This window comes from Lentilactobacillus raoultii, assembly GCF_900411375.1.
Classification (GTDB): Bacteria; Bacillota; Bacilli; order Lactobacillales; family Lactobacillaceae; genus Lentilactobacillus; species Lentilactobacillus raoultii.
Map to the genome: position 1 here is coordinate 64,784 of NZ_LS422984.1, position 23,461 is coordinate 88,244.

A 23,461-nucleotide genomic window follows, 5' to 3' on the forward strand; every position below is an offset into this window, starting at 1 on the left:
TGACCTCCCTGGTCCATGTTTTTAATTTGTTCGATGTGATGATGCAAATTGGTTAAAGTTCGCCACCCTTTTCAAAGGTTGGTACCATTTTTTCGGCTCGTAACAGTACTAATTGATGGAGTAAGTCTTTCAGATTATCAGTTACGGTTGCTGCAATTTTCTGATTGCATTCTGTGTGCCACTTTGGTAAATCCTCTGCTGAAATTGTGGCATATTGACGATCAGCTTGAGCAACTGCTCGTCGACCGGCAGCCAAGCCAAATTTTCGACTTTCAGAGACGGCGGTCATGGCTGCTAGATCATGTTCAGCAAAAAATGGATCAGCTAACATGGCAATTAATTTATTCAGCCAATAAAAACTTTCGGTGGTTGTGCGAAGTGGGGTTTCTTTGAAATTGCTGGGTGTATCGGTGCAATTTGCAAAAAATGGCACGGGTGAATTAAAAATGTTAACCCCTTCAGCCAGCCAGTGAATGGCGGCGTGATTGGCAGGGAAATCGGGCCGGATTTGAAGAATGTGCATTTCTTGGTTACGGTTCATTCCAATCGGTCGATAACGCTGGCGGGTTTCAGGAGTTCCAATTTTGCCATAAGGATCAAAGACGGTTCCCTGATAATGACTGCTTAAAATAAAGGTGACATCTTCGATTGAGACCAAGTGTGACGGTACCCGACTAAAAGGCATTTCACGACTTTCAGGATTTTGATCAATTTCAGGATTTAAGACCTTTTGGCCGTACCAAACTCGCGGCGTATTGTAATAGTGGTCACTTTGGACGTCCTCACCAAAAATATTTCGAAAGTTAAAGCCTTTCGGTGATTTGTTCAAGTGGTATTTTTCAGCAAATTCTTTTAGATCATCTGAATACATGTAATGCTCAGGATCATTAAAATCAATTTCCTGAATACCGGTTTGGTTAGGTGCAATGACGTACGTATCATCCGGAATTCGTTCAGCTGCCCAGTGGTGACCGCCAACCGTTTCGAAGTACCATACTTCGTCTTGATCAGAGAAAGCGATCCCGTTGCTTTCACAGGTGCCATATTTGGACACTAATTTGCCTAACCGAGTAACCCCGTCACGTGCATTGTGAATATAAGGGAGAACGACGGTTAGCATTGCCTCTTCGCCAATCCCATCAGGAACTAATGGATCAAGTCCAAGCATCGTGGTGTTGGTAAACTCGGTTTCAGTTGAACTCATTGCAACGTTGGCAGCATTGATCCCTGATTCGCCCCAAAGGCCATCACTTACGTCTGCACAAGGTGTTTCCGTGTAGCGAAGGGGATGATCAGGTAAATCCAGCCTGAATTGATTAAACGTCGATATGTAGGTTGAAGGCTGATCTTCCGGGTTAACCACAATAAACCGTTTGGGATTGATCCCGCTGCCGGCATCTTCATTTCGGGCAATCATGGTTGACCCGTCAACAGTGGCATTTTTTCCAACCAACACAGCCGTGCAGCTGGAGAGGTTTCTGGTTGATTTCAATTAAATTCATCCTTTCAAAATTCAAAAAAGATTGGTAGTAACAAATAATGGTCTTTGGAACCGGCTTAAATTAGTCGTTTTGAAAAACCGATACGGTAGTTGTTTTAGGAAAAATAAGTGCTTGACCATAAACCCAATATTTTTTGGCCTTTTTGTTTTGAATTTGGTGTTTTCGCAAAATCGTTGCTTTGGAAATTCGGTACCAGTTATATTGAGTTCCCTGGGTAGCGTACAGATCAATATGAACGGTACTGTTAGTGATGCCGTTGTCGCTTAAGCCGGCTTTTCTCCAAGAAATTGTTTTAATGGCCTTAAAGTGACTATTTGGAACATGGTTGTATAATTTAAATTGTTTATAATTGGAACCGATTTTTGCAAATTGATCCGTTTTCCGATAAGTCAGTGATCCAGGCATTTGGCTGGCAGAAGCCGGTGTTGAAATCCCGATCCCAACTGTTAATGCAAGTCCAGTTCCAATCAAACCACTTAATAAACGTTTTTTAAACATCTTAAAGCACTCCAGTCTACGATATGAAAAATAATTGGTCCAACTTTCATTATAAGACGGACAATTAAAAAAGACACTGGTAAAAGTGTCTTTTTAAAAGGGTCAATTAACCTAAGAATTTTCTGAGCGTTGCTTGACGCTGAATTAAAGCTGTTTTGGTTGTATCATCCGAAATTTTAACTAGATCCGCAGCCAGTTGAGCATGTTTCTCTTCTTCTTCACTTTCCGGTCCTGCAACAATTCCAAAGAGCTTTTCGATGCCTTCAATATCATCATCAACGGCCTTCCAAGCTGGATTCTGACGTTGCAGTTCAGTTAGTGCTTCTTTACTGAAGTAGTGGGCAACGTGTTCATAATCGCCTTTAATGTTGTGGTAATACTTTCGAAGAACGGTTAATTCCTTATCGCTTAATTTGGTTAAGACGCGGCCAACGCCAATAAATTCGGGTGGGACACCAATTGAATAAAGGGTTCCTGTAAAGGTAATCGCCCGAGGCATCTTATAGCCGTCCACATCACGTGAGTAACCGATAATCCCAACGTGTTGGTGACGATCACGACGTTTTGGAAAGACGTCAAAAATCGGTTGTAAATCGTTAATCAGTGGATCCAAAGTGACGTGATATTCTTTAGCTGCTTTTTCAGCAATTTCCAATAGCGTTTTCTCATCGTCTTCGTTGATGATTTGGAATTTACTTTCTTGTAAGCCTTCACGCAGCTTCATAATGGCCGGTTCTACAACGTCCAGTGGATAGTCATACCGGAAGGCAGACTGAATCGTCGCTGTCTTCAAACCTGGGAATTCTTCCAGATAGCGATCCAACATTAAGGGTGACAAGCCGCCCCGGAAAACGGTGCTGCCCATTCCGGCAATTGGATAAATTGGCAGTCCGGTTTGATCTTCGAACTTGGCAAGGTGGCTCAGAGCCAATTTATTACCGATAATACTGTTTAGAAAACCATTAGAAAGTGCTGAATCTGATCCGGCTAAGAAGACCCGCATGTATTCAACATCGCGGCCAAAATGCTTCTTGTACAATTCAATGAATTTTTCCAAAATTTCCGGTGCATCCAGTTGTGATTGAAAGCCTTCAAACAGGGGGATCATTTGTAGCGTGTCTGAATTTTCATGACCAGTATTAAATTCTTTTGACTTATAGTGGGCAAGGCTGGCAAACTTGTCTTCCATTTCAATTAATTGGTCAGCAGATTGGGTCATTGGCAGAATTGCTTCGAAAAGTGGGCGTTGGTCAAATCCCAGATCTTTAGCAAAATCTTCAGCTGAAAGAATGGTGGTCATGGCTTGCATTAGACTGTAGCCTTTTTCTTCCCAGATATTTGGAAATCGGAAAGTTAAGAACTTGTCACGACCAAGGGGATGCTTCTTAAAATAATCATAATGTTCCGAATATAATCGATCAATGACTGATGCATCCGCATGTTTGCCTTCCCAGTCCCACATATATTCGTCCGCATCCAAAGTGGAGAAATTTTGGTAAGCTTCATCAATTTCTCGATAAGCTGAAATGAATGGGTTTTTATGATCTTTAAAAAATGGAACGCCTGCGTTATCTGGATGTTGTGTACCCATAATGTTTGGGATTTTTCTATCCATAAAGAAATACCTCCTAAGTTTTTGTTATATCATGAGATTAATCCATAAAATGGTATTTTTTAAAGATTAATTTTAAATCAGCAAATTTTATACATAATTTTTAACAAAAGTTGAAAAAATACGAATAAAATCAGGTGATTAACTCCTTAATGTAAATAAATATTACCGCAAATTAAGCCGAGTTACTACCCCAGATTGGAAATTAACTCAATTTAAATTAAAAATATTTTAATTTAAGGGTCTAGACTTATTAATTGTCGGTGAATTTAGTGACGGTTTCAACAGTATAGTTTTGGCTGCCGGCCAAAAGTTGTGACACGCAGCAACGCTTTTCTGCTTCGGCCGTTAACTCTTGAGCTGTCTTAAAATCAACCCCGTCAATTTTGATTTGTGCGTTGACTAAAAATTCATAGTGGGCGCGCTCACCGATAAATGCAACTTGAACTCGGACAGCAGCCGTATGGGGTAATTGATGTTCGCGTTCGATTGCTTCAAGTGTTGCTTCCAAGCAAGTGCTTAATGACAGACTGAGTAATTGCTCAGGATTAGTTCCCGGATGCGAGTTAAGCGGACTGCTGGTTTGAACTTTCAATCCCCCGGGAACGTAAGCATGCCCTTCCAAGCCTTCTGAATTGATTCCCTCAGTGGTATATAGTGCTTGTTGCCATCGTGACGTCATGAAAAAGACCTCCAAATTAGTTTCTCTCTATTATAACCATTTTCATCTAGTTTGAAAGCGTGTTTAAAATAATCCATGGTTAAGTTGTCGGGTAAAGGTTGATTTGAGGGGATGATTATATTTGAAATTTGATCTGATTTCCATTAAAGTGGTAGTTCATAATGATTTTAAAGTCAAATTGGAAAAGGGTTGATATTTTGAACCAGCTATCATTAGTTATTATTTTACTTGCGGCGTTATTTATTCCGCTGGCAATGGCCCGTTTTAAAGTGACCTTTCTGCCAACTGCCGTTGTGGAAATTCTTGTCGGTGTTGTGCTGGGGCCGTCTTTATTAAATTTGATTCAAACTAACAATACATTGGATTTATTACAAAATGTTGGGGTGATTGTTCTACTGTTTTTGAGTGGCATGGAAATTGACTTTAGCCTTTTCAAAAAACGGCCAACTCGTTTATCACCACTTGAAGAAAAAGACCGGCAAAATGCACCTAAGTACTCAGTTTTAACGATTGCAGTATTAAGTTATCTCTCAATTATTGGCCTGGCAGTTTTGATGGGGATTGGTTTGAAAGCTGTCGGCTTGTTTGATGATGTTTATTTATCATCAATTTTATTTATGACAATCTCACTGGGAATCGTTATCGCCGGTTTGAAGGAAAAAGAACTTTTAAGTCGGCCGTTTGGTCAGACCATTCTATTGATTGCCGCACTTGGTGAAGTTGTCCCCATGGTTGGCTTAACGTTCTATGCATCAGCGTATAGTCCCAATTCTAAATCACTCTGGTTGATATTGTTAATTTTGGTCGTAGCGGCGTTATTATTTTGGCGGTTTAAACCGTTTTTTAAATTGTTCGATAAAATTAATAAATCTACGACCCAACTGGATGTCCGGTTAGCCTTCTTCATGATTGTGACATTAGTGACGGTTGCTGAATCGGTCGGTGCTGAGGGAATTCTTGGGGCTTTCTTGGCCGGCATCGTCATTAAGTTATTGGAACCGCACGAGGAAACAAAGGTCCGACTGGATTCAATCGGGTATGGTTTCTTCATTCCGATTTTCTTTATTATGAGCGGCGTGAATTTAAATTTAAAAGAGTTAGCGGCCAGTTCACAGACGTTGTTAATGATTCCAGCGATTTTTATTGCTTATGGGTTGTCTAAAGGTCTGATTTATTTTGCGTTGAAATTACGCTTTAAAACTGCTAACGCTGTCGCCGGAACAGCAATGTCGGCGACGACGATTACAGTTGTTTTGGCGGTCCTTCAAGTTGCTCGCCACCTTCACCAGATCACTAGTCAGCAATCCGGTGCTTTTTTACTAGCTGCAATCTTGACTTGTGTGATGGGACCACTTATTTTTAACAAACTCTATTCTGCCGAGACGGAGGATTTAAAGAAAACCACGGTTCATTTTATCGGTACCAACCTGACGACGGTTCCGGTTGCCCAGCAATTGGCCAAGGGGTGGTATGACGTCACGATGTATACCAATAATCAGCATAACTACCGGGCATTTAACAGTGAAGTTTCTATTGAATTATTGGATAATATGGAAACCGGTTTTATGGTCAATCAAGGTGTTTTTGATGCAGATATTGTCGTTTTGGGTCAAGTCAATACCAAGAAAAACTATGAATTGGCCAAAGCCGCCAAACAATATGGTGTTAAGCGGGTCATTGTCCGCTTTGAAGATCGAAACATTTTAAACGAAAAACAGGAGGAACTAGCGCATCTTGGTGTGGAATTATACAATACGCCGGATGTTAATATCAGCATGCTGCGGGCGCTAATTGAGGCACCGTCAACGATGCGGCTGATGACGTCGACTGAGGCCAGCGTTTATGAAGTCGCGCTTCGAAATCGCCGGTATGCTGACATACAGGTACGTAACCTGCCATTCATCGAAAAGATCACGATTTCTCAAATTTACCGTGATAAACGGTTTATTCGACCGACTGGTGGGACATCATTAAAGCTAAACGATCGCATTATTTTTACTAGTAGCAAGCAGGAAGCCCCAGAAGTTCGCCGAGAACTGGGCAAGTTAAATTAATTAAAAAACGGACCGAAACAATTTTCACTGTTTCGATCCGTTTTTTACTAATTTTTAGTCTGTCGAAATGACGACTCGCCCATCGTGTCTGCTTTCGAGTAATTGATGACCTTGAATGACACCTTCGAGTGTGAAAGGCAGCTGGTAGCCGATTTTAATGGTTAGCTTGTTTTCAGCCATCAACTCCAATAAAGCTTTTAACGCTGCACGATCGGAAATTTCCTGAGTAGGGTGAATGTGTTTAAAAGAAACGTCTTTATTGGTTGCCGGCTCACCGCCGCCAACCGTTGCGATTACACCACCGTTTTTAACAATTGCCACGTCACTTTCAGCACCATTTCCATTTAAAGCAGCGTCTAGCACCACATCGGCTTTATCGGCAAGCACTTCAGCGGGATCTTGCTCGTCATAAGCAACATATTGTTTAACACCAAGTGAGTTGACATAATCTTTGTTTCGAGCGGCGCCAACGCCGATTACGTGGGCTCCCAAGCTAAGCGCAACTTGAGCGGCAATTGAACCGACGCCACCGGAAGCCCCTTTGACAACGATCGTTTGGTCCTTCTTAATGTTGGCAAAAAGATGCAGTCCTTTATAGGCTGCCAGACCAGGCGTTACAATTCCAGCAGCTTGGGCGAATGAAACGTTATCTGGAATTTTAACGGTGTTAGTGTCTTCACCAACGGCAAACTCAGCGTAGGCATGATGACCATGAGCGGCAACCCGGTCCCCAATCTTAAAGCCGGTCACGTCAGTTCCAACCTGATCAACTGTTCCGGCAACGTCTCTACCGGGGATGATTCGGTGATCAGTCGGCTTGAATTCACCGGCCCGTTGAGCACGCTCAAAATTATTTAGATTAAAAGCGTGGGTTTTGATTAACAGCTGGTTGGCCGAAATTTCCGGAATTGGAACTTGAAATTCTTTGAAAACTTCCGGACCACCGTTTTGTTCATATCCAAATGCTTTCATTGAAAAGACCTCCTCGTAAGATGTTTGACTCACTGCTACTCATAGTCTATGAACATAGCAGGGGAAAAGCAATTAATTGATACTGGCACACCGGCCAATAAAACAAGGGCCGAAGCACAGATAATTGTGCCGCGACCCTTAGAAATTAATTAAGCTTCATTTTTAAGCAGTTCTGAAAATGGTGGTTGATCAAATAAATGTGACTGTTGATTATAGGCATCGATGGTTGCCTGATCAAATTGTTCCGGATCAATTGGCATAAAGCTGGTATCAACCGGATCCTGATTCTTGACTTTGGCATCGATCACGATCGGCTTCGTGTTGCCGGCTGCTTGCAATTCTTGAACTTTTTTGAAGGCAGCGGCCAGTGATTGACGGTCAGTGACTTTTAAGCCAATTGCCCCCATACTGTCAGCAAATTCAGCCCAGTCGGCACCAATAAAGTGAATGCCATATGGCTCCTGTTTGAGATTAATTTTTTCGTGTTGGATAAATCCGTATGCTTTATTTTCGAGAACCACGTTGATGATAGGCAGGTTGTATTGAACTTGGGTCAACAAATCTTGCATCACCATTGAAAAGCCGCCGTCACCCGAAATACTGAAGACTTGACGATCCGGATAACTGAGTTTAGCTGCAATACTAGCTGGCAAGGCATAACCCATTGTCCCAAACCAGCTTGACATACTAAATTTTTGTTGACGATTAAACGGCAGTTGACGTAAAGACCACATTAAATTGTTACCAACATCTAAGCCATAAACTGTCTGATCAGTACTATTCTCTTTAATTGCCCGAATGACTGCTTCAGGGGCCAGGCCGTCACTTTCGTCATCGGCAACTTTGTTTAACCAAGCATCCCAATTTTGTTTATCTTTTTGAGCGGCTTTTAAGAATGGGGTAGGGGCAATAGCCTCACCGAATTCATTTAACTTGGCAAAGAATGGCTTGGCATCGGCCAGAACGGTTAAATCGATATCACGTTGCTTGCCCAAATCTGCAACGTTATTGTTGATTTGAATAAATTTAATTCCCTTAGGTAAGAAACGGCTAAATGGATAGTTAGTACCAGCGAGAATGACAAGATCAGCTGCTTGGGTAACTTCAAAAGCCGGTTTTGTCCCAAGTCGACCCCGGGCACCCATGTAGTTAGGATGATCTGTCGGCATCACACCAGTAGCGGGTGCGGTTGATAAGACCGGTACGCTAAACTTTTCGGAAAACTCAACAATTTCATCACGGGCATCTTTCATTCCAAGCCCAGCCCAAAGAACGGGATGTTTGGCCTGTTTTAAAGCGTCGTAAACAGCTTTGACCGCGGTGGGGTCAACAGTCGGCTTAGTGGCAGCACTTAAAGTTTTAGCTGTTTTAAACGGCTCAAAGTCAATTTCTTCTCCTGATAAGTTATCAGGGATAATGATAATTGCCGGTCCCTTTGTTCGATAAGCGTAACGAATGGCCTCGTCCATAATGTATGGAATTTGGTCAGCGTTCGTAACTTGTTTGTGAAAATCGGTTAGATCAACAAACATTGGGTCCTGATCCATTTCTTGGAAAAAGAATGTGTTCATGATCGGCGTTGCTGATTGGCCGACAATGGCCACCACTGGTGCGTGATCCATTTTGGCATCGTAAAGCCCGTTAAATAGGTGAGTTGCGCCTGGACCGGCTGATCCAAAACTAATTCCAACTTTTCCAGTCAACTTAGCATCAGCTGCGGCAGCTAATGACCCAACTTCTTCATGGCGAACCTGAATATAGTTAATTTTGTCGCGCTCTTGATAGAGTCCGTCAACAGTATTGTTAATGGAGTCGGCGGTAATCCCGTAAATATGATCAATCTTCCAGCTTACTAAAACTTTTGCTAAAGCTTGACCGGCTTTCATTTTTGCCATGATCGAATCACTCCTAATTAAAATTCTTTCTTTCTCGTTAGCTTACTTTTTGTAAGTACAAATAAAAATATAACGCATTGAGGAAATAAGTGCAAGTATTTATTTAGTGAGCGGACAAAAAGCGGTTAACACCCGGATGATAAGACGTCAATCTGGAAAATCCCGGGTTTGGATTTTTCAGATCGATCTCTTATCAGGAGTGGTGTTGCTTTTTTGGAGCTGTCCTAATAAAAGTGAGCGGATCCAAGCGGTTAGACTCCGAAGTGTAAGGCACCAATTTTCGAAAGCCACCAAAAAACGCCCACTCCGACAAGGGCCGGACTGGACGCGTCTAATATCTTATCCCCAATAGCTGGGCTATATCGGACCCAACGCCTACAGTATAGCATATGTGTGTTAATAATTCACCCCATATATTATTACATTTTAAATTCGAGTACTTTATTCATGCGATAATCTATACGGAATGGGTTGATTAATACCCTGATTTCAAATCGACTTGATTCTTTATTAAGGTGCCGTTTTCTTCAAATTGAGCTAAATTCTTAAGAAAGATGTCAAAAGCATCCTTTAGATAATTTTGATAGAGCCCCGAAATATGCGGCGTAATGATCACGTTTGGCATTTGCCATAAAGGGCTGTTCTCGGGTAGAGGTTCCGGGTCAGTTACATCAAGGGCAGCGCCACCCAGTTGGCCAGCTTGAAGGGCTGCAATCAAGTCATCGGTGACAGTGCTGGGACCACGACCAATACTGATGAAGAGCGGCCGATTTTGCACAAGCTTAAAGAACGTATGGTTGTAAAGTCCCTTAGTTTGGGGAGTCAACGGTAACGTGTTGACGATGATATCGGCGTCTCTTACTGGTTGACTGTTTAGTTGATCAATGGCAATTATATTGGTAAATTGATCGGTAGGGTGGCCGGAATGATTAACGCCAGTGACCTTCATTTTAAAGGCTTGTGCCAACTCGGCAATTCGGGTGCCGATGTGGCCGGTCCCAAAAATCACTAAGTTTTTGCCGGTAATCACCTGTGGTCGGGAAGTTGGCAATTGCCATTTTTGATGGGATTGGTTAATTGCGGCGGTGTGAAGCCCTCGGTAAAAGCCTAAGATCATACCAATGACATTTTCCGCGATGGGTTCAGCATGAATACCACTCACATTTGAAAGCAGGATATCCTTTTGTGCTAAACGTGATAGTGGGTAATAATCAACACCGGCTGAATAAGCCTGAATCCACTTCAATCGTGAAGTTGGCAGGTTAAGAATTTTTGGCACGACTTTCGGGTCCCAGCCTAAAACAATGTCAATTTTGGCTAACGCTTCGTCACTCATCGTACGACCATCAAAAAATAGCTGATTAGTTGTTGGTAAATTAAGTTTCTTAAACGCTTGGGAGACTTTTTGACTATCAAAATCACCAGCCAATACTAAAATATTCATTGCTTGATCACCGTTCTTTCTCCAGATATTTTCTAACACTCTAATTTTACTATGGTTTCGTCTTTCAGGATAATATTTAAGCATTTGAGATTCGGTAGATAAATTCAATGCTTCAGGTAATCATTGAGAGAAACCAAAATTCGTTCTTTAACGGGCTTCTTACATGGGTGTTAGCATTGACTTGCTGGACGATTTCACTTGCTAGACGTACAATAATAACTAATCAATTAAGAGAAAAGGTGGCTTCAATGGTAAATCAACCACTAACGTTTGACTATCGCGCAGCAAAAGGAAAGCCGGAGAATATTCGTCATCCTCATGGCTATTGTCCATTTTGTGATGTGGCACATTTAACTCATATTTTGGCAAAAGAGGACGACCGGATTTGGTTGGTTAATAAATTTCGGACATTGGAAAACACTTTTCAGACGGTCGTCATTGAATCCAGCGATCATAATGGGGGACCTTCTCTTTACTCACTGGATCAGAATCGCCGGGTCTTCAAATTTGCCTTTAGCTGTTGGCACAAATTGATTACAACCCATCATTATCAAAGTGTCATTATGTATAAGAATTTCGGCCCACTATCGGGTGGTAGTTTGCGACATCCGCATTTTCAGATCGTTGGTTTGGACGACTACGATGTGTATCAAAATGTCGGTGTGAAAAACTTTGTTGGTTTGCCGGTTTCAACAACTAACGACCGCACTATCACACTTTCGACTAATCCAATCATCGGGTTTGTTGAAATTAATATTGCAATTGATAAATTATCCCGGATTGATGCCTTAGCGGATGCCGTTCACATAATTGTTGGTTACTTATTGAATGATTATATGGGTGGTCGCCTGTCTTCGTATAATTTATTTTTCTATCGGCTTAATGGTCGTTTCTATTGCAAGATCGTCCCGAGATTTGCAACGTCACCGTACTTTGTCGGTTATAAAATTTCCCAGGTTCAGAATCATCAGCGGTTAGTTGAGATTGCAGATGAAATTCAACAGCGGCTGATTTGATGCTTTAATGAATCTAACTTCAACACGATCATCATTTTTCAAGCATGATAAAAAAGGTTGGTTATCTCAGAGCAACTGCTTTGTGAGATAACCAACCCCTTTATTTTTGGTTAAACCAATTAGTGACTAACAGCACTGACAAGTGGCATATCCGGTTGTTGCTTGATAACGGATACTTGGGCGTCTTGAGAAAGCGCCTGTTTAATCATCACATTGATTTTTGCGTAAGACTGGGGATCCTGATTGTTAATCTCGTCTTTAGAGGCCACAAACAACTGACGAACTTGATTGGCATTCAACATATTTTGAATCGTGTCTAAATCAGTGAATAGGTTGTCCCGATAAGTTTTCGTGATCGCATCGTTGGAGTGGGCATTGTTATAATCCTCAATTTTTTGATTAACCAATTCAGCGATTTTAGTCGGGGCTAGATTTTGGACGGACTGGTCAATTGAAATATCAGCCAGTTTAAGACTTCGATTAATCTTTTTAAAGAGATTAATGTTTTGCGGTAAGCCCATAAGGATCACTTTTTTGTCCTTTAGTGACGGCTCAGTCTTTAACAAATCTTCCAAAACATGGTAATACCTTTCTTGATCAATCTGTTTTTCCTGACTAGTCTCATTATGACCGTGATATTGAGTTTGGCCAGCCTTACCACTGAAGTTCAATTCACCGCCCCGAAGTTCGGTTCCCAAAGCATCTTGAACGGTTAGGGGATAATTTTCCACGGCTAACGGGCTGACTCGTTTATTTTGAAGTTGATAAAGTTTACTATTGTCTCGGTTTAACTCCAGCAAAGTATAATCGGCGTTAGGAGCAGCGCTTAACAATAGCAGGAAATCAATCGCATTATCAGTATGGTAATCGGCTTGATCGACACTGGTTCGAATGAGATCGTAAACTTGGGAGCCGGTTCGATCCGAGATTATCGTTAGACCATCGTAGGGCAACTCTTGACGAATCAGATCGTTTACTTCACTAACAAAGGAATCAATACTTGGCCCGACTTCTTTTTGAATTTTCTTCAAGATATTTTTTACTCGAAGTTGTTCATTTGCGTCGTAAGCTAATTTATTCAGGTTCAAGTTCAGTGTGATGACCGGTGCATTCATGTCCGGTAACTTTGCAAGTTCTGAAACGGTCGTTCTAACTGCCATTTTGACCAACTCCTTAAAGATTATGATAGTTATAACTTTTTAATTCTATAACTTCTAAGTTCATTATATCAAATTTGCATGGTTGGTTGGGACAAAGACGCTTGTGAAAAGTCTACTTATAAATAGTTAGTATTGAAGATTTTTAATATGATAAGTGATTGACTTTCTTTTAGATTCAAACGTGTAAATGATTGACCGGATACTCAATTCATTTTAAAACTAGTACTGGTTGCTAAGACTAAAAATTAATGGTGGCCCAAAAATTACTTAAATTAACGACAATGCTTTAAGAATAATCATTCATAGGGAGTGTTAACTAATGGCGATTTTCTCAGCTTATAGTCATGATCAAATTTTAGAATTTTTAAAACAACAGGCACCTCACGCTGAGATTCATGTTAATGATGAAACAGCGTTAAAACATACAGCAAATGGAAACGCTCAAAGTTCGATTACGGTCGGATTCTGGCTTACGTAGCAGTTGGTGATACGGAAGATATTCGTGGCGTTCTAAAAACTGCTCAAAAGTTTCATTTGCCAGTTGTGCCTCAAACAGCTGATACAAGTACGGTAATTGGTGCGGATGGTCTTGACGGCGGTCTTATTTTGTCAGTAGCCCGTTTGAATCATATTAAGGAAATTAATAAAGATGATTCTTTAGCGGTGGTTGAACCTGGGGTTGTTAATCAGGATTTGGATGCCGCAGCTCGTAAACAAGGGATGTTTTATGCACCTGATCCAGCTTCAAAACCAATGTCAGCAATTGGTGGCAATGTTTCAACCAATGCCGGTGGCCTAAGTGGGGTCCGGTATGGTGCGACTAAGGATTCAGTTTTAGGGTTAAAAGTGATGCTGACAAATGGTCAGGAAATTAAACTTGGCGGCCGAACCTTTAAGCAAGCATTTGGGTATGATTTGACTCAATTATTAGTTGGCTCAGAGGGGACCTTGGGCATTATTACTGAAGTTACCGTTAAGCTATTTCCAATTCCGCTGGGTAAAACGATCACCGGGATCGCTTTCTTCGATAACATGGCCAAATTAGCAGCAGGAGTTAAAGCGATTCGGAACTCAGGTTTGTATCCATCAATGCTTGAAGCACTGGATGGTAAAACAGTTCGGGCACTGGATAAATACGAACATACCCACTATTCGCAAAGTGCCACGTCGTCGCTTTTGATTTTTAGCATCGATAGCGCCAGTGACTTGAAGTTGTCAACGACTCAAAAGATTTTAGACGAACAGGGTGCTTGGCAGGTGCAAATAACAGATGATGCTGAAAAGGCTAAATCGCTGATTAAATTGCGTCAAGATATGTTACCGGCCGTTTTTGCCAATGCTAAGTACTACATTATGGAAGATATGGCAGTTCCATTGTCTAAATTGGCGGAGATGGTAACGTATATTGATCAGGTTGGTCAAGAATTGAATGTGAACATTTACACGGCCGGTCACGCCGGCGATGGTAATCTACATCCAAGTTTGTTATGGAACGATCAACCAACTCCGCCGAAAGCGGTTATTGAGGCAACCCGGCGTTTATTTAGAAAAGCGCTGGCTTTAGGTGGGACCATTTCTGGTGAACATGCCGTTGGAATGTCTAAAAATCAGTGGACAAATGAAGAACTGGGGGACCAGGTGGACGTTTTGCAGCATCAAATTAAGAACCTGTTCGACCCAATGGGCATTTTGAATCCAAAGCGCAAGATTAACTAGTCTTTAAACAAAGATTAATAAAAAGGACCGCTCAAAGCTATAAACAACTTTGAGTGGTCCTTTTCATTAATTCTCTTGATAGTCCATTCGAATGATGACTGGATCTTTAGTCAGATAATCGCCAACGCCCTTTAAAAATTTCTGAAAATGAGGTGTTTTGTTATGCGATTCGACCGCTTCAGCGTCTCGCCAGTGTTCGATAATCTCATACTCATTATCTGTACCGATTTTTTTAAAATGGTTATAGCTAAGATTGCCAGCCTCTGCGCGAGAGCCCTTCACTAATTGATCAATGAATGCTTCGTATTGTGCCTGCATCCCTGGTTTAACCGTTAGTTCAACATTAATGACTTTCATTCTATCAGCCCCTCAAATTATTATTTACCAATTAATCATATTATACCAATTTGATGAGGGGGAATGCGAAAAAAATCGGCTTGATTGAATTTTAATAGATTCAACCGAGCCGATTTTTTCTTAGCTGTTAGATCACTTATAATTAATGATTATTTATCTGATTATTTTAAGTCTTTCCATTCCCAATTGCGGATTTCTGGCAAGTCGGCACCATTTTGACGAATGTAGTCATGGTGTTCTTGGAGTTTGTTATCCATTTCAGAAGTGAATTCAGAAGACTTTTCACCATAAACGTCTTCAGCAACTTCCTTAGCCAAGTGGAACCGATCCAAGTGGTTAAGTACCCGCATATCAAATGGGGTAGTAATGTCACCATCTTCACGATAACCGTGAACATGTAAGTTACTGTTGTGACGACGGAAGAATAAGCTTTCGATCAAATCTTCATATCCATGGAAGGCGAAGACGACCGGCTTATCTTTAGTGAAGTAATTGTCAAATTCTTCATCACTTAAGCCACGTGGATCGAATTGTGGTGAATGTAATCTGAGTAAGTCAACCACGTTAATAAAGCGAATCTTCAAGTCTGGGAATTGTTGATGCAGAATATCAATTGCGGCCAGGCTTTCAAGATTTGGTTCCGTTCCAGCAGCGGCCATGACAACATCAGGTTCTTCACCAGGCTTAGTTGTGCTTGCCCAATCAATGACCTTCAACCCTTGGTCAACTAATTGTTCAGCTTCTTCAACTGAATAGAATTGTGGGCGTGGGTGTTTGGAAGCAATCGTGACGTTCAACGTTTGCTTCATATTCAAAGCTTTATGCATAACTGCCAGAAGACTATTTGCATCGGCCGGCAAGAATTCACGAATGTAACGTGGCTTCTTCTCGGCTAAGTGGGTTAAAATACCTGGATCTTGGTGTGAATAACCATTATGATCCTGTTGGAATGAAGTTGAGGAAGAAATCAGGTTCAAAGATGGATACTTTTGACGCCATGGTTGCTCGTCAGCTTCACGAATCCACTTGAAGTATTGGGTTAACATGGAATCAACAACCCGCAAGAAGGCTTCATAACTTGTAAAGACGCCATGTCGACCAGTTAAGGTGTAACCTTCAAGCCAACCTTCATCCTGGTGTTCAGAAAGTTGTGAGTCGATAATTCGACCGTCGGCTTTCATCCACTGATCATACGGATTGTGAATGGGTTCCATCCATTGACGATTGGTAACGGCAAATGCTTCTTGCAACTGGTTGGAAGCTGTTTCATCAGGGCCGAATAGTCGGAAAGTATCCGGATTATTCTTGATGACATCTCTGAAGAACTTGCCCAATTCAACCATGTCTTGACGTTTCTCACCAGCACCACGTTTGGTGTTATCCAGTGCATAATTACGCCAATCCGGAAGATCAAGTTGCTTTTGATCTTTACCACCATTGGTAATCGGATTAGCGGCCATTCGAGCATCGCCATCAGGTGTGGTTGCCCGAATTTCTGGCTTTAAAGTCCCGTTTTCATCAAACAACTCTTCCGGCTTGTAAGACTTGAGCCAGTCGGCAAGAGCATCTGCATGTTCCATGTGTTCCGAATCAACCGGAATTGGAATTTGGTGAGCTCTAAACGAACCCTCAATTGGCTTACCGTCCCATTCCTTTGGACCAGTCCAGCCCTTTGGTGCTCGTAAAATAATCATTGGCCAAACTGGACGAGTTGCGTCATCAGCAGAGCCTTCGCGAGCTTTCTTTTGAATATCCTGAATTTTTTCAGTTGCTGAATCCATTGCTTTTGCCATAATCGGATTAAGCTTCTCTGGATCGTCACCTTCAACAAAGGTTGGTTCCCAACCCATTCCTTCGAAGTATTTGGTCAATTCTTCATCGGATTTACGGGATAGAATCGTTGGGTTAGCAATCTTAAAGCCATTTAGGTTCAGGATTGGTAAAGCAGCACCATCCTTAACAGGGTTGATGAAGACATTTGAGAACCAAGATGCGGCTAACGGACCAGTTTCTGATTCGCCATCACCGATTTCAACAGCGGCAATCACATCAGGATTATCAAGAATGGCACCAACGCCATGAGAAAGCGAGTAACCTAATTCACCGCCTTCGTGAATGGAACCAGGTGTTTTGGCATCAGCATGAGAAGCAACGCCACCAGGGAATGAGAAGCGCTTGAATAAACGTTGTAATCCTTTTTCATCCTGGGTAATGTTTGGATAAACTTCTGTGTAACTGCCATCAAGATAGGAATTGGATACCATCACTTGACCACCATGGCCTGAACCTTCAATGTAAAACATGTTCAGGTTATATTTCTTAATGATTCTGTTTAAATGGGTGTAAATAAAGTTTTGCCCGGCAATCGTGCCCCAGTGACCAATTGGGTGGAATTTAACGTCCGCCTTGGTAAGTGGTCGCTTCAGCAACGGATTGTCCTGTAAATACAACTGGCCAACGGAGATGTAGTTTGCTGCTCTCCAGTACTTGGTCATCAAATCAAAGTAGTCTTTTGAGGAATAATCGGTTTCTCTTTCTTTCAAAGCTTGATTACTTTTTGTAGAATTTGCCATATATTAATAGCCTCCTAATATCATGCTCAAATTTCCACTTCGACTACAGGTTAATGCCAAATAGTTAAATGGTCAATTATTTTACAGATTTTTTACCAAAAAAACTTCGAAGATGGATTAATCTTCGAAGTTTCTACAAATAAAGGAAAACAAACAGGATTATTAACTGTATTCTAGCTGTGAACGCCAATAAACAACCACAATACGATCAATAATAAAGGAGGACAACTTAGAGAAGAGAGCTACTCACCCAGATACATATACAACATTGCCAAAAAGCAATAAGCTTTAACGGTGCCATACTTCTCAGTATTGTGTTTTTCGTTAATCAGCTGCTTGTAGAGGTCTAAGTTTTGGCTGGATTGATCTTGCATCTGCTCACCTTCTCCAAAAACTATTGTACAACAAATTAAGGCAATACAAAAGTAAAAATTTAGGTATATCAAACAATTAATGCAAAATGTGTCATAATTTAATTTTATAAGTGACAAATAATCTAATTTTCCCTTATATTACTTGCCTAATCTATGAAACATCGGTAATATTAATGTGATTATGATTGAAAGAGTTTCAGTATTCAAGGGGGATGAAAATTAGAATGGGAAATCAGATTAGTAAGGGAAAGCTGATTGCAGCACTCGCCGATCAGAATTTGATTACAGCAACCAGTGCTGGAAATTATCTAACAAATGCGTTGCAGTCAACTTTGTCAAAAAAGCAGATGACAGCGCTTCGAACTGTTGAACTACTGGATGCTCGAGGTCAGTCAATTGATTTAGCAACTTTGCGTCAGATGACATTGATCTTTAAAAACGATGACCGCTTGGAGGTGTCCCCAGCAGCCATTGCGGCGGTGATTTTCAAACCCTCGTCAGTTGCGAATGGTAAGCTAAGTGGTTTTGGGATTGTGCTTAAGCGTGATTTTCAGCAAGCACGTTTAGGTGACAGTTCTGAGACTATTTTTAGGCGACTTAGCAGCCACCAAGATTTAAAACAGATCCAATTAACTACAAATAATGGTGACTTAATCACTCATGAGATTGAGTGGTCACCAATGTCTGATCCAACAGACGCCGATGTTAATCAACAGGTTGCTCAAATTGATCGTGCGGTGATTGTTTATGGTTTGACACAGTCTCGCTATTCAATGATAGAAGCAGTTAAAGCTGCCCTGATTCCGGCCAATTTAAATCAAATCGTAACAGAATTTCGTTCAGAAAATCCCGACCGATCGGCAGCAGAAGTTAACCAAGTCATGACTGCTCAATTACACGAAATGTTAAAGGCTGCTGATGACCATCGCCAGTCTTCGCAGAAGGACGAATTGTTGGTGGATCGAGTAGACCTCAACAAGGAAGACAAGGATTCCTTGAATAGTTGGGATCCAGTGTTGTATGAGTTAAAATCTGGTGAAAAATATGCCGGGATTAACTTGGAATCATATGAATCGTTAATGGCGATGAATGTCCGTATTCCAAAGGGGAACTTCTGGCAGGGTTTTACTTGGTTGCTTTGGGAAATTTCATTTTATGGTATTGACACAAAACAGCGGCAACAAGCAATCGATCAAGCCAAGCGAAACCTCCAACAACGATTTGATGAAATTGCTGAATTTGAAAAAGCAACTCAGCAAATGAAACGGTTTATTGACTGGTATGTTAAAAAGCATATTCAAGATCAAGATCTGCCGAATTTTGTTGAAAAATATTGGCCGTTGACCCAGGGGCGTCAGGAAAAATTGTTCGATGATGACGAGCCCGTCTTTGTTATGGAGCAGGATCCACAACTTTTAAATGAGTTTATGGCAAATTACGGGGCGGCGTATTACCAGTTGAATCAGCGGCATGGGCAGTGAATTGGTTGCTGATTATTAAAAATTTTAAGTTAGGTGAAAAGCAATGGAAGAATTAACAAACTTTAGGCCATTAGCCGGTTATTCGACACTCGATGGTGGCCGTTTTAAAGCGGGGCTTTTATATCGTGGTGGGCAAATTGCTGATCTGACGCCGACACAACTTGCTTTTTTACGTGATCGGCTGAAAATTTCAAAGGTGATTGATTTCAGAAGTCTTGCGGAACGCACTCAATATCCTGATAGTACCTGGAGCGGCTTAGATTATGAACCAATTGATGTCTTGGTTGATGCAAAGAAAAGTGGTGTCAGCATTGAAGGGATGGTTTATCATGCGGGTGACATTGGTGACGTCATGTTAGCCACTTATGAACAGTTGGCGATTAGCTCATCAGCGCAGCAGGGTTATCAACAATTCTTGGAAGAACTGGTTGACACGCCTCAGCCAACTTTTTTTCACTGCTTTGCTGGTAAGGATCGGACTGGTGTTGCCTCAGCCCTCATTTTAAAAATAGCTGGGGTCAGTGATCAAGAAATTTTCGACGATTATTTAAAGACAAATCAATCACGAAAAAAGGCAAATGAAAAAATTTTAGCACAATTGTCTGACCAGTTAACTGAGGCCCAGCAAAAAGCCCTTGGCCAAGCATTGGTTGTTGACCAACGTTATCTGCAACGCTTTTTCGTAACGGTTAATCAACATTATGGCAACTTTGAAACCTATTTGACTGACGGACTAAAATTAAGCCCAAACTTTGTAACGCTGTTTCGTCATCAATACGTTGACCGGGTTTGAAAGGGACGCCTCCCTCGATTGTGAGCTTAAATCATTGCTTGCCAATGGTACCGGCACTAAAATACAAGTACACAATTGAAGAGGGGGATTTTTGTAATGGCAAAACTAAATCAGGCAATGAAAGACATGATCTTGGGAGAATTATCCTATATTTCAACGGTTGACTCAGAAGGTAATCCGGATGTTGGCCCTAAAATCTCAATGCGGGTACTGGATGATGAGCATTTGATTTACAATGAGATGACGGGTGGTCAAACCCAAGCAAATATTAATGATAATGGTAAAGCAATTGTAGCTGTGGCCAACGCGAAGGCGTTAAAGGGATTTCGCTTTGGCGGAACGGCCAAGTTGTATACCGATGGGCCCTACTATGATCAAGCCAAAGAATGGGCTGAAGGCAAATTTCCAGTGCCAAAGGGTGCCGGTGTGATTACGATTGAAAAGATCTGGACGCTGGATCCAGGACCAAAGGCTGGTAAATTGTTTGAAGGTTAAAAGAACTCATTAGATAACTTAGAAACAACTCAAACATCAACTCACTATTAATTTTTTGATCTGGAATCAGGTTGAATGATTGGTAGTGAGTTTTTGGATTAGGATTTATCTCGATTTAAAGGCCAAATGGCTGCCTAAAAGTCAATTTAAGTGGTTACAAAAAATAAGTGCATTTGTTTGTTTTTCCTAAATGATATCGCTATCATGTGGTTATGGAAATGATTCGACAATTTGGGAGGTCTTAACAATGGCAGAAGCAATTAATTCAGGAGTTGCAGCATTACGAACACTTGAAAGCTGGCACGTTGATCATATTTACGGCATTCCGGGTGGAACAGTAAATAATTTAATGTATGCGCTGGATGCTGAAAAAGATCGGATCCAGTATATTCATGTTCGTCATGAAGAGGTTGGCGCTTTAGCCGCTGTTGCCGATAGTAAATTAACCGGCCACATTGGCGTGGCATTCGGCTCTGCCGGACCTGGTGCCACTCACCTATACCAAGGGGCTTATGATGCGATGGCTGATAAAGTCCCGGTTCTATTTATCGTTGGTCAAAATCCTCAAGCATTAATGAATCAAGACTTCTTCCAAGAGTTTGATGAAAATCCGTGGTTTAAAGATGCCGGGGTTTATGCACGAACAGTCATGACGGCTGAAAGTCTGCCGCATATTCTCGATGAAGCGATTCGTCGAGCGTTTGCCCAACACGGACCGGCATTTGTGACGATCCCGAATGATCTGTCCAACAAACCAATTCCGGCTGATGGGTATTACAGCTCAGCAGCTAACTTTGCCAAACCTGTATTGGGCCCGGGATCTGATGACCAGATCAAACAGGCATTGGCATTGATTTCCAAAGCTAAGAAGCCGTTAATTTACGTTGGTCAAGGCACTTATGGTGCTGCGGATGAAGTCATGCAGTTTGCTAAGAAATTTCAAATGCCGGTGATTACAACAGCCTTAGGTAAGGAAATTATCCCTTATGATTTTGAAGCGTTACTAGGTTCAGCTGCGCGAGTGGCTTCCAAGCCGGCTAATGAGGCACTACAAGAAACTGATTTGATGTTGTTTGTTGGGTCCAATTATCCATTTGCTGAAGCAATGTTTAAACCGGATGTGCCGTTTATTCAAATCGATAGTAATCCACAGGTTCTCGGCAAACGTCACAAGACTGAAGTCGCTATTTTGGCAGATGCTAAGAAGTCCCTACAGCGCTTCATTGAATTGGGTGAAGACGCAAAGCCGTCCGATTGGTACGCCGCAAACGTGGATAACGTAGCTAATTGGCATCAATACAATGATGACATGATGAATAAAACCGATGGGAAATTGCGATTTGAGCCGGCATTTAAAGAAATCAATCGAATTGCCGAAGATGATGCGATCTTCTCCGTTGATGTTGGGGATGTCACTCAAAATGCTGTCCGGTTGCTAAAAGTTAATGGCAAGCAGCCATGGATCACATCGGGGTTATTTGCCACAATGGGTGTCGGTCTTCCCGGTGCCATTGCCGCTAAATTGAGTTATCCAACTCGTCAGGTCTTTAATCTGGCGGGCGATGGTGCGTTAGCCATGGTCATGCAGGATCTAAGCACCCAGGTTGGCTATCACTTACCGATTATTAACGTGGTCTTTTCAAACGATGCACTTGGATTCATTGAAGACGAGCAGGAAGACGATGGCCACGAGTGGTTCGGTATTAGTTTGCCACAGACGGATTTTGCCAAGGTCGCCGAAGCCCAGGGAATGACTGGAATTACGGTTACCAAGGTTGACCAGATGAAACCTGCCTTCGACCGGGCACTGGAGTTGACTAAAGCCGGCAAACCGGTCCTAATTGACGTTAAGATTACTAATGAGCGACCAATTCCGGTTGAGAAATTAACCCTGGATCCGGATAAATATGATGAAAAGACAATTAGTGATTTCAAGAAACGTTATTATGCCGACAAGCTGGTTCCTTTAAGTGAGTTCTTAAAGAAACATCACGTTGAAGCGTAATGTCACTGTGAGTTGGCTAATCTAAACGAGATTAAAAAAGCTTCCGAATACGATGTTGAATAGAGTCAACGTTGATTCGGAAGCTTTTTTTGATATGATTTTTGCTTAGATAGGATCGGATTTCTGGGATGCGAGTGATTACATGAAAATGATAGGACAAACGACCAATTTACCGATTCATTTGGTGCGCCACATTGGATAAGATGGTTAGCGTGGCAAAATTTAGGAATAAACGGCCGCGCCATTCAAGTTATTGCGAGCTGTTGCCAAGTGAGCGATTTAGCTGTTTTAATTCAGACAATAATTGAAGCAACTGCGCATGGTAAACATCGTTTCGCAGTTCCTGATTCTGCTGACTAAACCAAAACTGTTTAGCTGGATAAACGTATTTTTCAGGAACTTGATATTTATTGGCAATTTCCTGAAAAGTGGTTGGATTAACGGCGGCTTGCTGCAATCGATAGAGCGGTTCGTCCTGAATGATTTGAACGACTTGGGGACGGACTTCTTGAGGCAACTTTGGTTCAACAACTTTGACCACGGTATTTTTGATTGGTTTATCTAAAATTGTATTGGTTTGACGTTGGGCGTCCCCTAATTCATGAATTTGTTGGCCAATATATAGGAAGCCTCCCAAAATGACCACTAAGACGATCAAAAAAATAATCAGTTTGGTGTGTCTGGTATTCTTAGTTTGCTGTGTTGACCGTTTTTGTTGCATTCGCGATGGTGTTTGATCCTGCATAAAAACGCATCCCCTTAATATCGCTATTTGCTCAAGTATAACATTGATTTAAAGCCGGCTTAACAAAAGCTATTTGTCGGATAGTTA

Annotated in this window: 20 protein-coding genes; 8 read left to right on the plus strand and 12 right to left on the minus strand. The window is 41.6% G+C overall.

The window, feature by feature from the left end; genetic code table 11:
- Positions 1 to 52: 52 nt before the first annotated feature.
- The 4 genes from ED605_RS01870 to ED605_RS01885 form a co-directional block, all read right to left on the minus strand.
- Positions 53 to 1,492, minus strand: a complete 1,440-nt coding sequence (locus tag ED605_RS01870) for a C69 family dipeptidase (protein ID WP_121977227.1) — start codon at positions 1,490 to 1,492, stop codon at positions 53 to 55.
- A 70-nt stretch (positions 1,493 to 1,562) separates the two neighbouring features.
- Positions 1,563 to 2,000, minus strand: coding sequence for a hypothetical protein (locus ED605_RS01875; protein WP_225419021.1), 438 nt, complete (start codon positions 1,998 to 2,000; stop codon positions 1,563 to 1,565).
- 106 nt (positions 2,001 to 2,106) lie between these two features.
- Positions 2,107 to 3,615 carry a phosphoenolpyruvate carboxylase gene (gene ppcA, locus ED605_RS01880; RefSeq protein WP_121977229.1) on the minus strand — a complete coding sequence of 503 codons (1,509 nt, stop codon included), beginning with the start codon at positions 3,613 to 3,615 and terminating at the stop codon, positions 2,107 to 2,109.
- A 250-nt stretch (positions 3,616 to 3,865) separates the two neighbouring features.
- A complete protein-coding gene (locus tag ED605_RS01885) occupies positions 3,866 to 4,294 on the minus strand; it encodes an OsmC family protein (protein WP_121977230.1) in 429 nt (142 codons plus the stop codon).
- A gap of 161 nt (positions 4,295 to 4,455) precedes the next feature.
- On the opposite strand from ED605_RS01885, the gene ED605_RS01890 reads away from it, so the two are divergent.
- The gene (locus tag ED605_RS01890) at positions 4,456 to 6,348 is read left to right on the plus strand and encodes a cation:proton antiporter family protein (RefSeq protein WP_121977231.1); all 1,893 of its coding nucleotides are present in this window, start codon (positions 4,456 to 4,458) and stop codon (positions 6,346 to 6,348) included.
- A 54-nt stretch (positions 6,349 to 6,402) separates the two neighbouring features.
- Here the strand turns inward: ED605_RS01890 and ED605_RS01895 are convergent, their stop codons facing one another.
- From ED605_RS01895 to ED605_RS01905, 3 genes are all read right to left on the minus strand, one after another.
- Positions 6,403 to 7,320: an NADP-dependent oxidoreductase gene (locus tag ED605_RS01895; protein WP_121977232.1), complete on the minus strand. Its 918-nt coding sequence runs from the start codon at positions 7,318 to 7,320 to the stop codon at positions 6,403 to 6,405.
- A gap of 149 nt (positions 7,321 to 7,469) precedes the next feature.
- Entirely contained in the window at positions 7,470 to 9,215 is a 1,746-nt protein-coding gene (locus tag ED605_RS01900) for a thiamine pyrophosphate-dependent enzyme (protein ID WP_121977233.1), read from the minus strand.
- 475 nt (positions 9,216 to 9,690) lie between these two features.
- The gene (locus ED605_RS01905; protein WP_121977234.1) at positions 9,691 to 10,659 is read right to left on the minus strand and encodes an NAD(P)-dependent oxidoreductase; all 969 of its coding nucleotides are present in this window, start codon (positions 10,657 to 10,659) and stop codon (positions 9,691 to 9,693) included.
- Positions 10,660 to 10,907: 248 nt separating this feature from the next.
- On the opposite strand from ED605_RS01905, the gene ED605_RS01910 reads away from it, so the two are divergent.
- On the plus strand, positions 10,908 to 11,675 hold the full coding sequence (locus ED605_RS01910; protein WP_121977235.1) for a DUF4931 domain-containing protein: 768 nt from the start codon (positions 10,908 to 10,910) through the stop codon (positions 11,673 to 11,675).
- 119 nt (positions 11,676 to 11,794) lie between these two features.
- Here the strand turns inward: ED605_RS01910 and ED605_RS01915 are convergent, their stop codons facing one another.
- Complete coding sequence (locus ED605_RS01915) at positions 11,795 to 12,835, minus strand: baeRF6 domain-containing protein (RefSeq protein WP_121977236.1); 1,041 nt, start codon at positions 12,833 to 12,835, stop codon at positions 11,795 to 11,797.
- A 319-nt stretch (positions 12,836 to 13,154) separates the two neighbouring features.
- Here ED605_RS01915 and ED605_RS14960 point away from each other — a divergent pair, with 319 nt between their 5' ends.
- The gene (locus ED605_RS14960) at positions 13,155 to 13,313 is read left to right on the plus strand and encodes a hypothetical protein (protein WP_370824327.1); all 159 of its coding nucleotides are present in this window, start codon (positions 13,155 to 13,157) and stop codon (positions 13,311 to 13,313) included.
- A gap of 20 nt (positions 13,314 to 13,333) precedes the next feature.
- On the plus strand, positions 13,334 to 14,551 hold the full coding sequence (locus ED605_RS01920; protein WP_370824483.1) for an FAD-binding oxidoreductase: 1,218 nt from the start codon (positions 13,334 to 13,336) through the stop codon (positions 14,549 to 14,551).
- A gap of 66 nt (positions 14,552 to 14,617) precedes the next feature.
- On the opposite strand, the gene ED605_RS01925 is transcribed toward ED605_RS01920, so the two are convergent.
- The 3 genes from ED605_RS01925 to ED605_RS14855 all read right to left on the minus strand — a co-directional run bounded on the left by ED605_RS01925 (position 14,618) and on the right by ED605_RS14855 (position 17,855).
- Positions 14,618 to 14,908, minus strand: coding sequence for a putative quinol monooxygenase (locus ED605_RS01925; RefSeq protein WP_121977237.1), 291 nt, complete (start codon positions 14,906 to 14,908; stop codon positions 14,618 to 14,620).
- 161 nt (positions 14,909 to 15,069) lie between these two features.
- Positions 15,070 to 17,481, minus strand: coding sequence for a phosphoketolase family protein (locus ED605_RS01930; RefSeq protein WP_121977238.1), 2,412 nt, complete (start codon positions 17,479 to 17,481; stop codon positions 15,070 to 15,072).
- Between the two features lie 242 nt (positions 17,482 to 17,723).
- Positions 17,724 to 17,855: a hypothetical protein gene (locus tag ED605_RS14855; protein ID WP_263852922.1), complete on the minus strand. Its 132-nt coding sequence runs from the start codon at positions 17,853 to 17,855 to the stop codon at positions 17,724 to 17,726.
- 224 nt (positions 17,856 to 18,079) lie between these two features.
- On the opposite strand from ED605_RS14855, the gene ED605_RS01940 reads away from it, so the two are divergent.
- The 4 genes from ED605_RS01940 (at position 18,080) to spxB (ending at position 22,629) form a co-directional block, all read left to right on the plus strand.
- On the plus strand, positions 18,080 to 19,336 hold the full coding sequence (locus tag ED605_RS01940) for a hypothetical protein (RefSeq protein WP_121977240.1): 1,257 nt from the start codon (positions 18,080 to 18,082) through the stop codon (positions 19,334 to 19,336).
- 43 nt (positions 19,337 to 19,379) lie between these two features.
- The gene (locus ED605_RS01945; RefSeq protein ID WP_121977241.1) at positions 19,380 to 20,129 is read left to right on the plus strand and encodes a tyrosine-protein phosphatase; all 750 of its coding nucleotides are present in this window, start codon (positions 19,380 to 19,382) and stop codon (positions 20,127 to 20,129) included.
- A 96-nt stretch (positions 20,130 to 20,225) separates the two neighbouring features.
- Positions 20,226 to 20,624 (plus strand): pyridoxamine 5'-phosphate oxidase family protein, encoded by a 399-nt coding sequence (locus ED605_RS01950; RefSeq protein ID WP_121977242.1) that lies wholly within the window; start codon positions 20,226 to 20,228, stop codon positions 20,622 to 20,624.
- 247 nt (positions 20,625 to 20,871) lie between these two features.
- Positions 20,872 to 22,629 carry a pyruvate oxidase gene (gene spxB / locus ED605_RS01955; protein ID WP_121977243.1) on the plus strand — a complete coding sequence of 586 codons (1,758 nt, stop codon included), beginning with the start codon at positions 20,872 to 20,874 and terminating at the stop codon, positions 22,627 to 22,629.
- A gap of 250 nt (positions 22,630 to 22,879) precedes the next feature.
- Here spxB and ED605_RS01960 read toward each other — a convergent pair whose 3' ends face one another.
- The gene (locus ED605_RS01960) at positions 22,880 to 23,374 is read right to left on the minus strand and encodes a hypothetical protein (RefSeq protein WP_121977244.1); all 495 of its coding nucleotides are present in this window, start codon (positions 23,372 to 23,374) and stop codon (positions 22,880 to 22,882) included.
- Positions 23,375 to 23,461 lie beyond the last annotated feature (87 nt).

Coding starts and splice junctions, on each gene's coding strand:
- ED605_RS01875 (WP_225419021.1), bottom strand. CDS start 2,000: ATGTTTAAAAAACGTTTATTAAGTGGTTTGATTGGAACTGGACTTGCA.
- ED605_RS01925 (WP_121977237.1), bottom strand. CDS start 14,908: ATGAAAGTCATTAATGTTGAACTAACGGTTAAACCAGGGATGCAGGCA.
- ED605_RS01940 (WP_121977240.1), top strand. CDS start 18,080: ATGGGAAATCAGATTAGTAAGGGAAAGCTGATTGCAGCACTCGCCGAT.
- ED605_RS01945 (WP_121977241.1), top strand. CDS start 19,380: ATGGAAGAATTAACAAACTTTAGGCCATTAGCCGGTTATTCGACACTC.
- spxB (WP_121977243.1), top strand. CDS start 20,872: ATGGCAGAAGCAATTAATTCAGGAGTTGCAGCATTACGAACACTTGAA.
- ED605_RS14960 (WP_370824327.1), top strand. CDS start 13,155: ATGGCGATTTTCTCAGCTTATAGTCATGATCAAATTTTAGAATTTTTA.
- ED605_RS01890 (WP_121977231.1), top strand. CDS start 4,456: ATGATTTTAAAGTCAAATTGGAAAAGGGTTGATATTTTGAACCAGCTA.
- ED605_RS01915 (WP_121977236.1), bottom strand. CDS start 12,835: ATGGCAGTTAGAACGACCGTTTCAGAACTTGCAAAGTTACCGGACATG.
- ED605_RS01900 (WP_121977233.1), bottom strand. CDS start 9,215: ATGGCAAAAATGAAAGCCGGTCAAGCTTTAGCAAAAGTTTTAGTAAGC.
- ED605_RS01960 (WP_121977244.1), bottom strand. CDS start 23,374: ATGCAGGATCAAACACCATCGCGAATGCAACAAAAACGGTCAACACAG.
- ppcA (WP_121977229.1), bottom strand. CDS start 3,615: ATGGATAGAAAAATCCCAAACATTATGGGTACACAACATCCAGATAAC.
- ED605_RS01910 (WP_121977235.1), top strand. CDS start 10,908: ATGGTAAATCAACCACTAACGTTTGACTATCGCGCAGCAAAAGGAAAG.
- ED605_RS01930 (WP_121977238.1), bottom strand. CDS start 17,481: ATGGCAAATTCTACAAAAAGTAATCAAGCTTTGAAAGAAAGAGAAACC.
- ED605_RS14855 (WP_263852922.1), bottom strand. CDS start 17,855: ATGCAAGATCAATCCAGCCAAAACTTAGACCTCTACAAGCAGCTGATT.
- ED605_RS01950 (WP_121977242.1), top strand. CDS start 20,226: ATGGCAAAACTAAATCAGGCAATGAAAGACATGATCTTGGGAGAATTA.
- ED605_RS01885 (WP_121977230.1), bottom strand. CDS start 4,294: ATGACGTCACGATGGCAACAAGCACTATATACCACTGAGGGAATCAAT.
- ED605_RS01905 (WP_121977234.1), bottom strand. CDS start 10,659: ATGAATATTTTAGTATTGGCTGGTGATTTTGATAGTCAAAAAGTCTCC.
- ED605_RS01895 (WP_121977232.1), bottom strand. CDS start 7,320: ATGAAAGCATTTGGATATGAACAAAACGGTGGTCCGGAAGTTTTCAAA.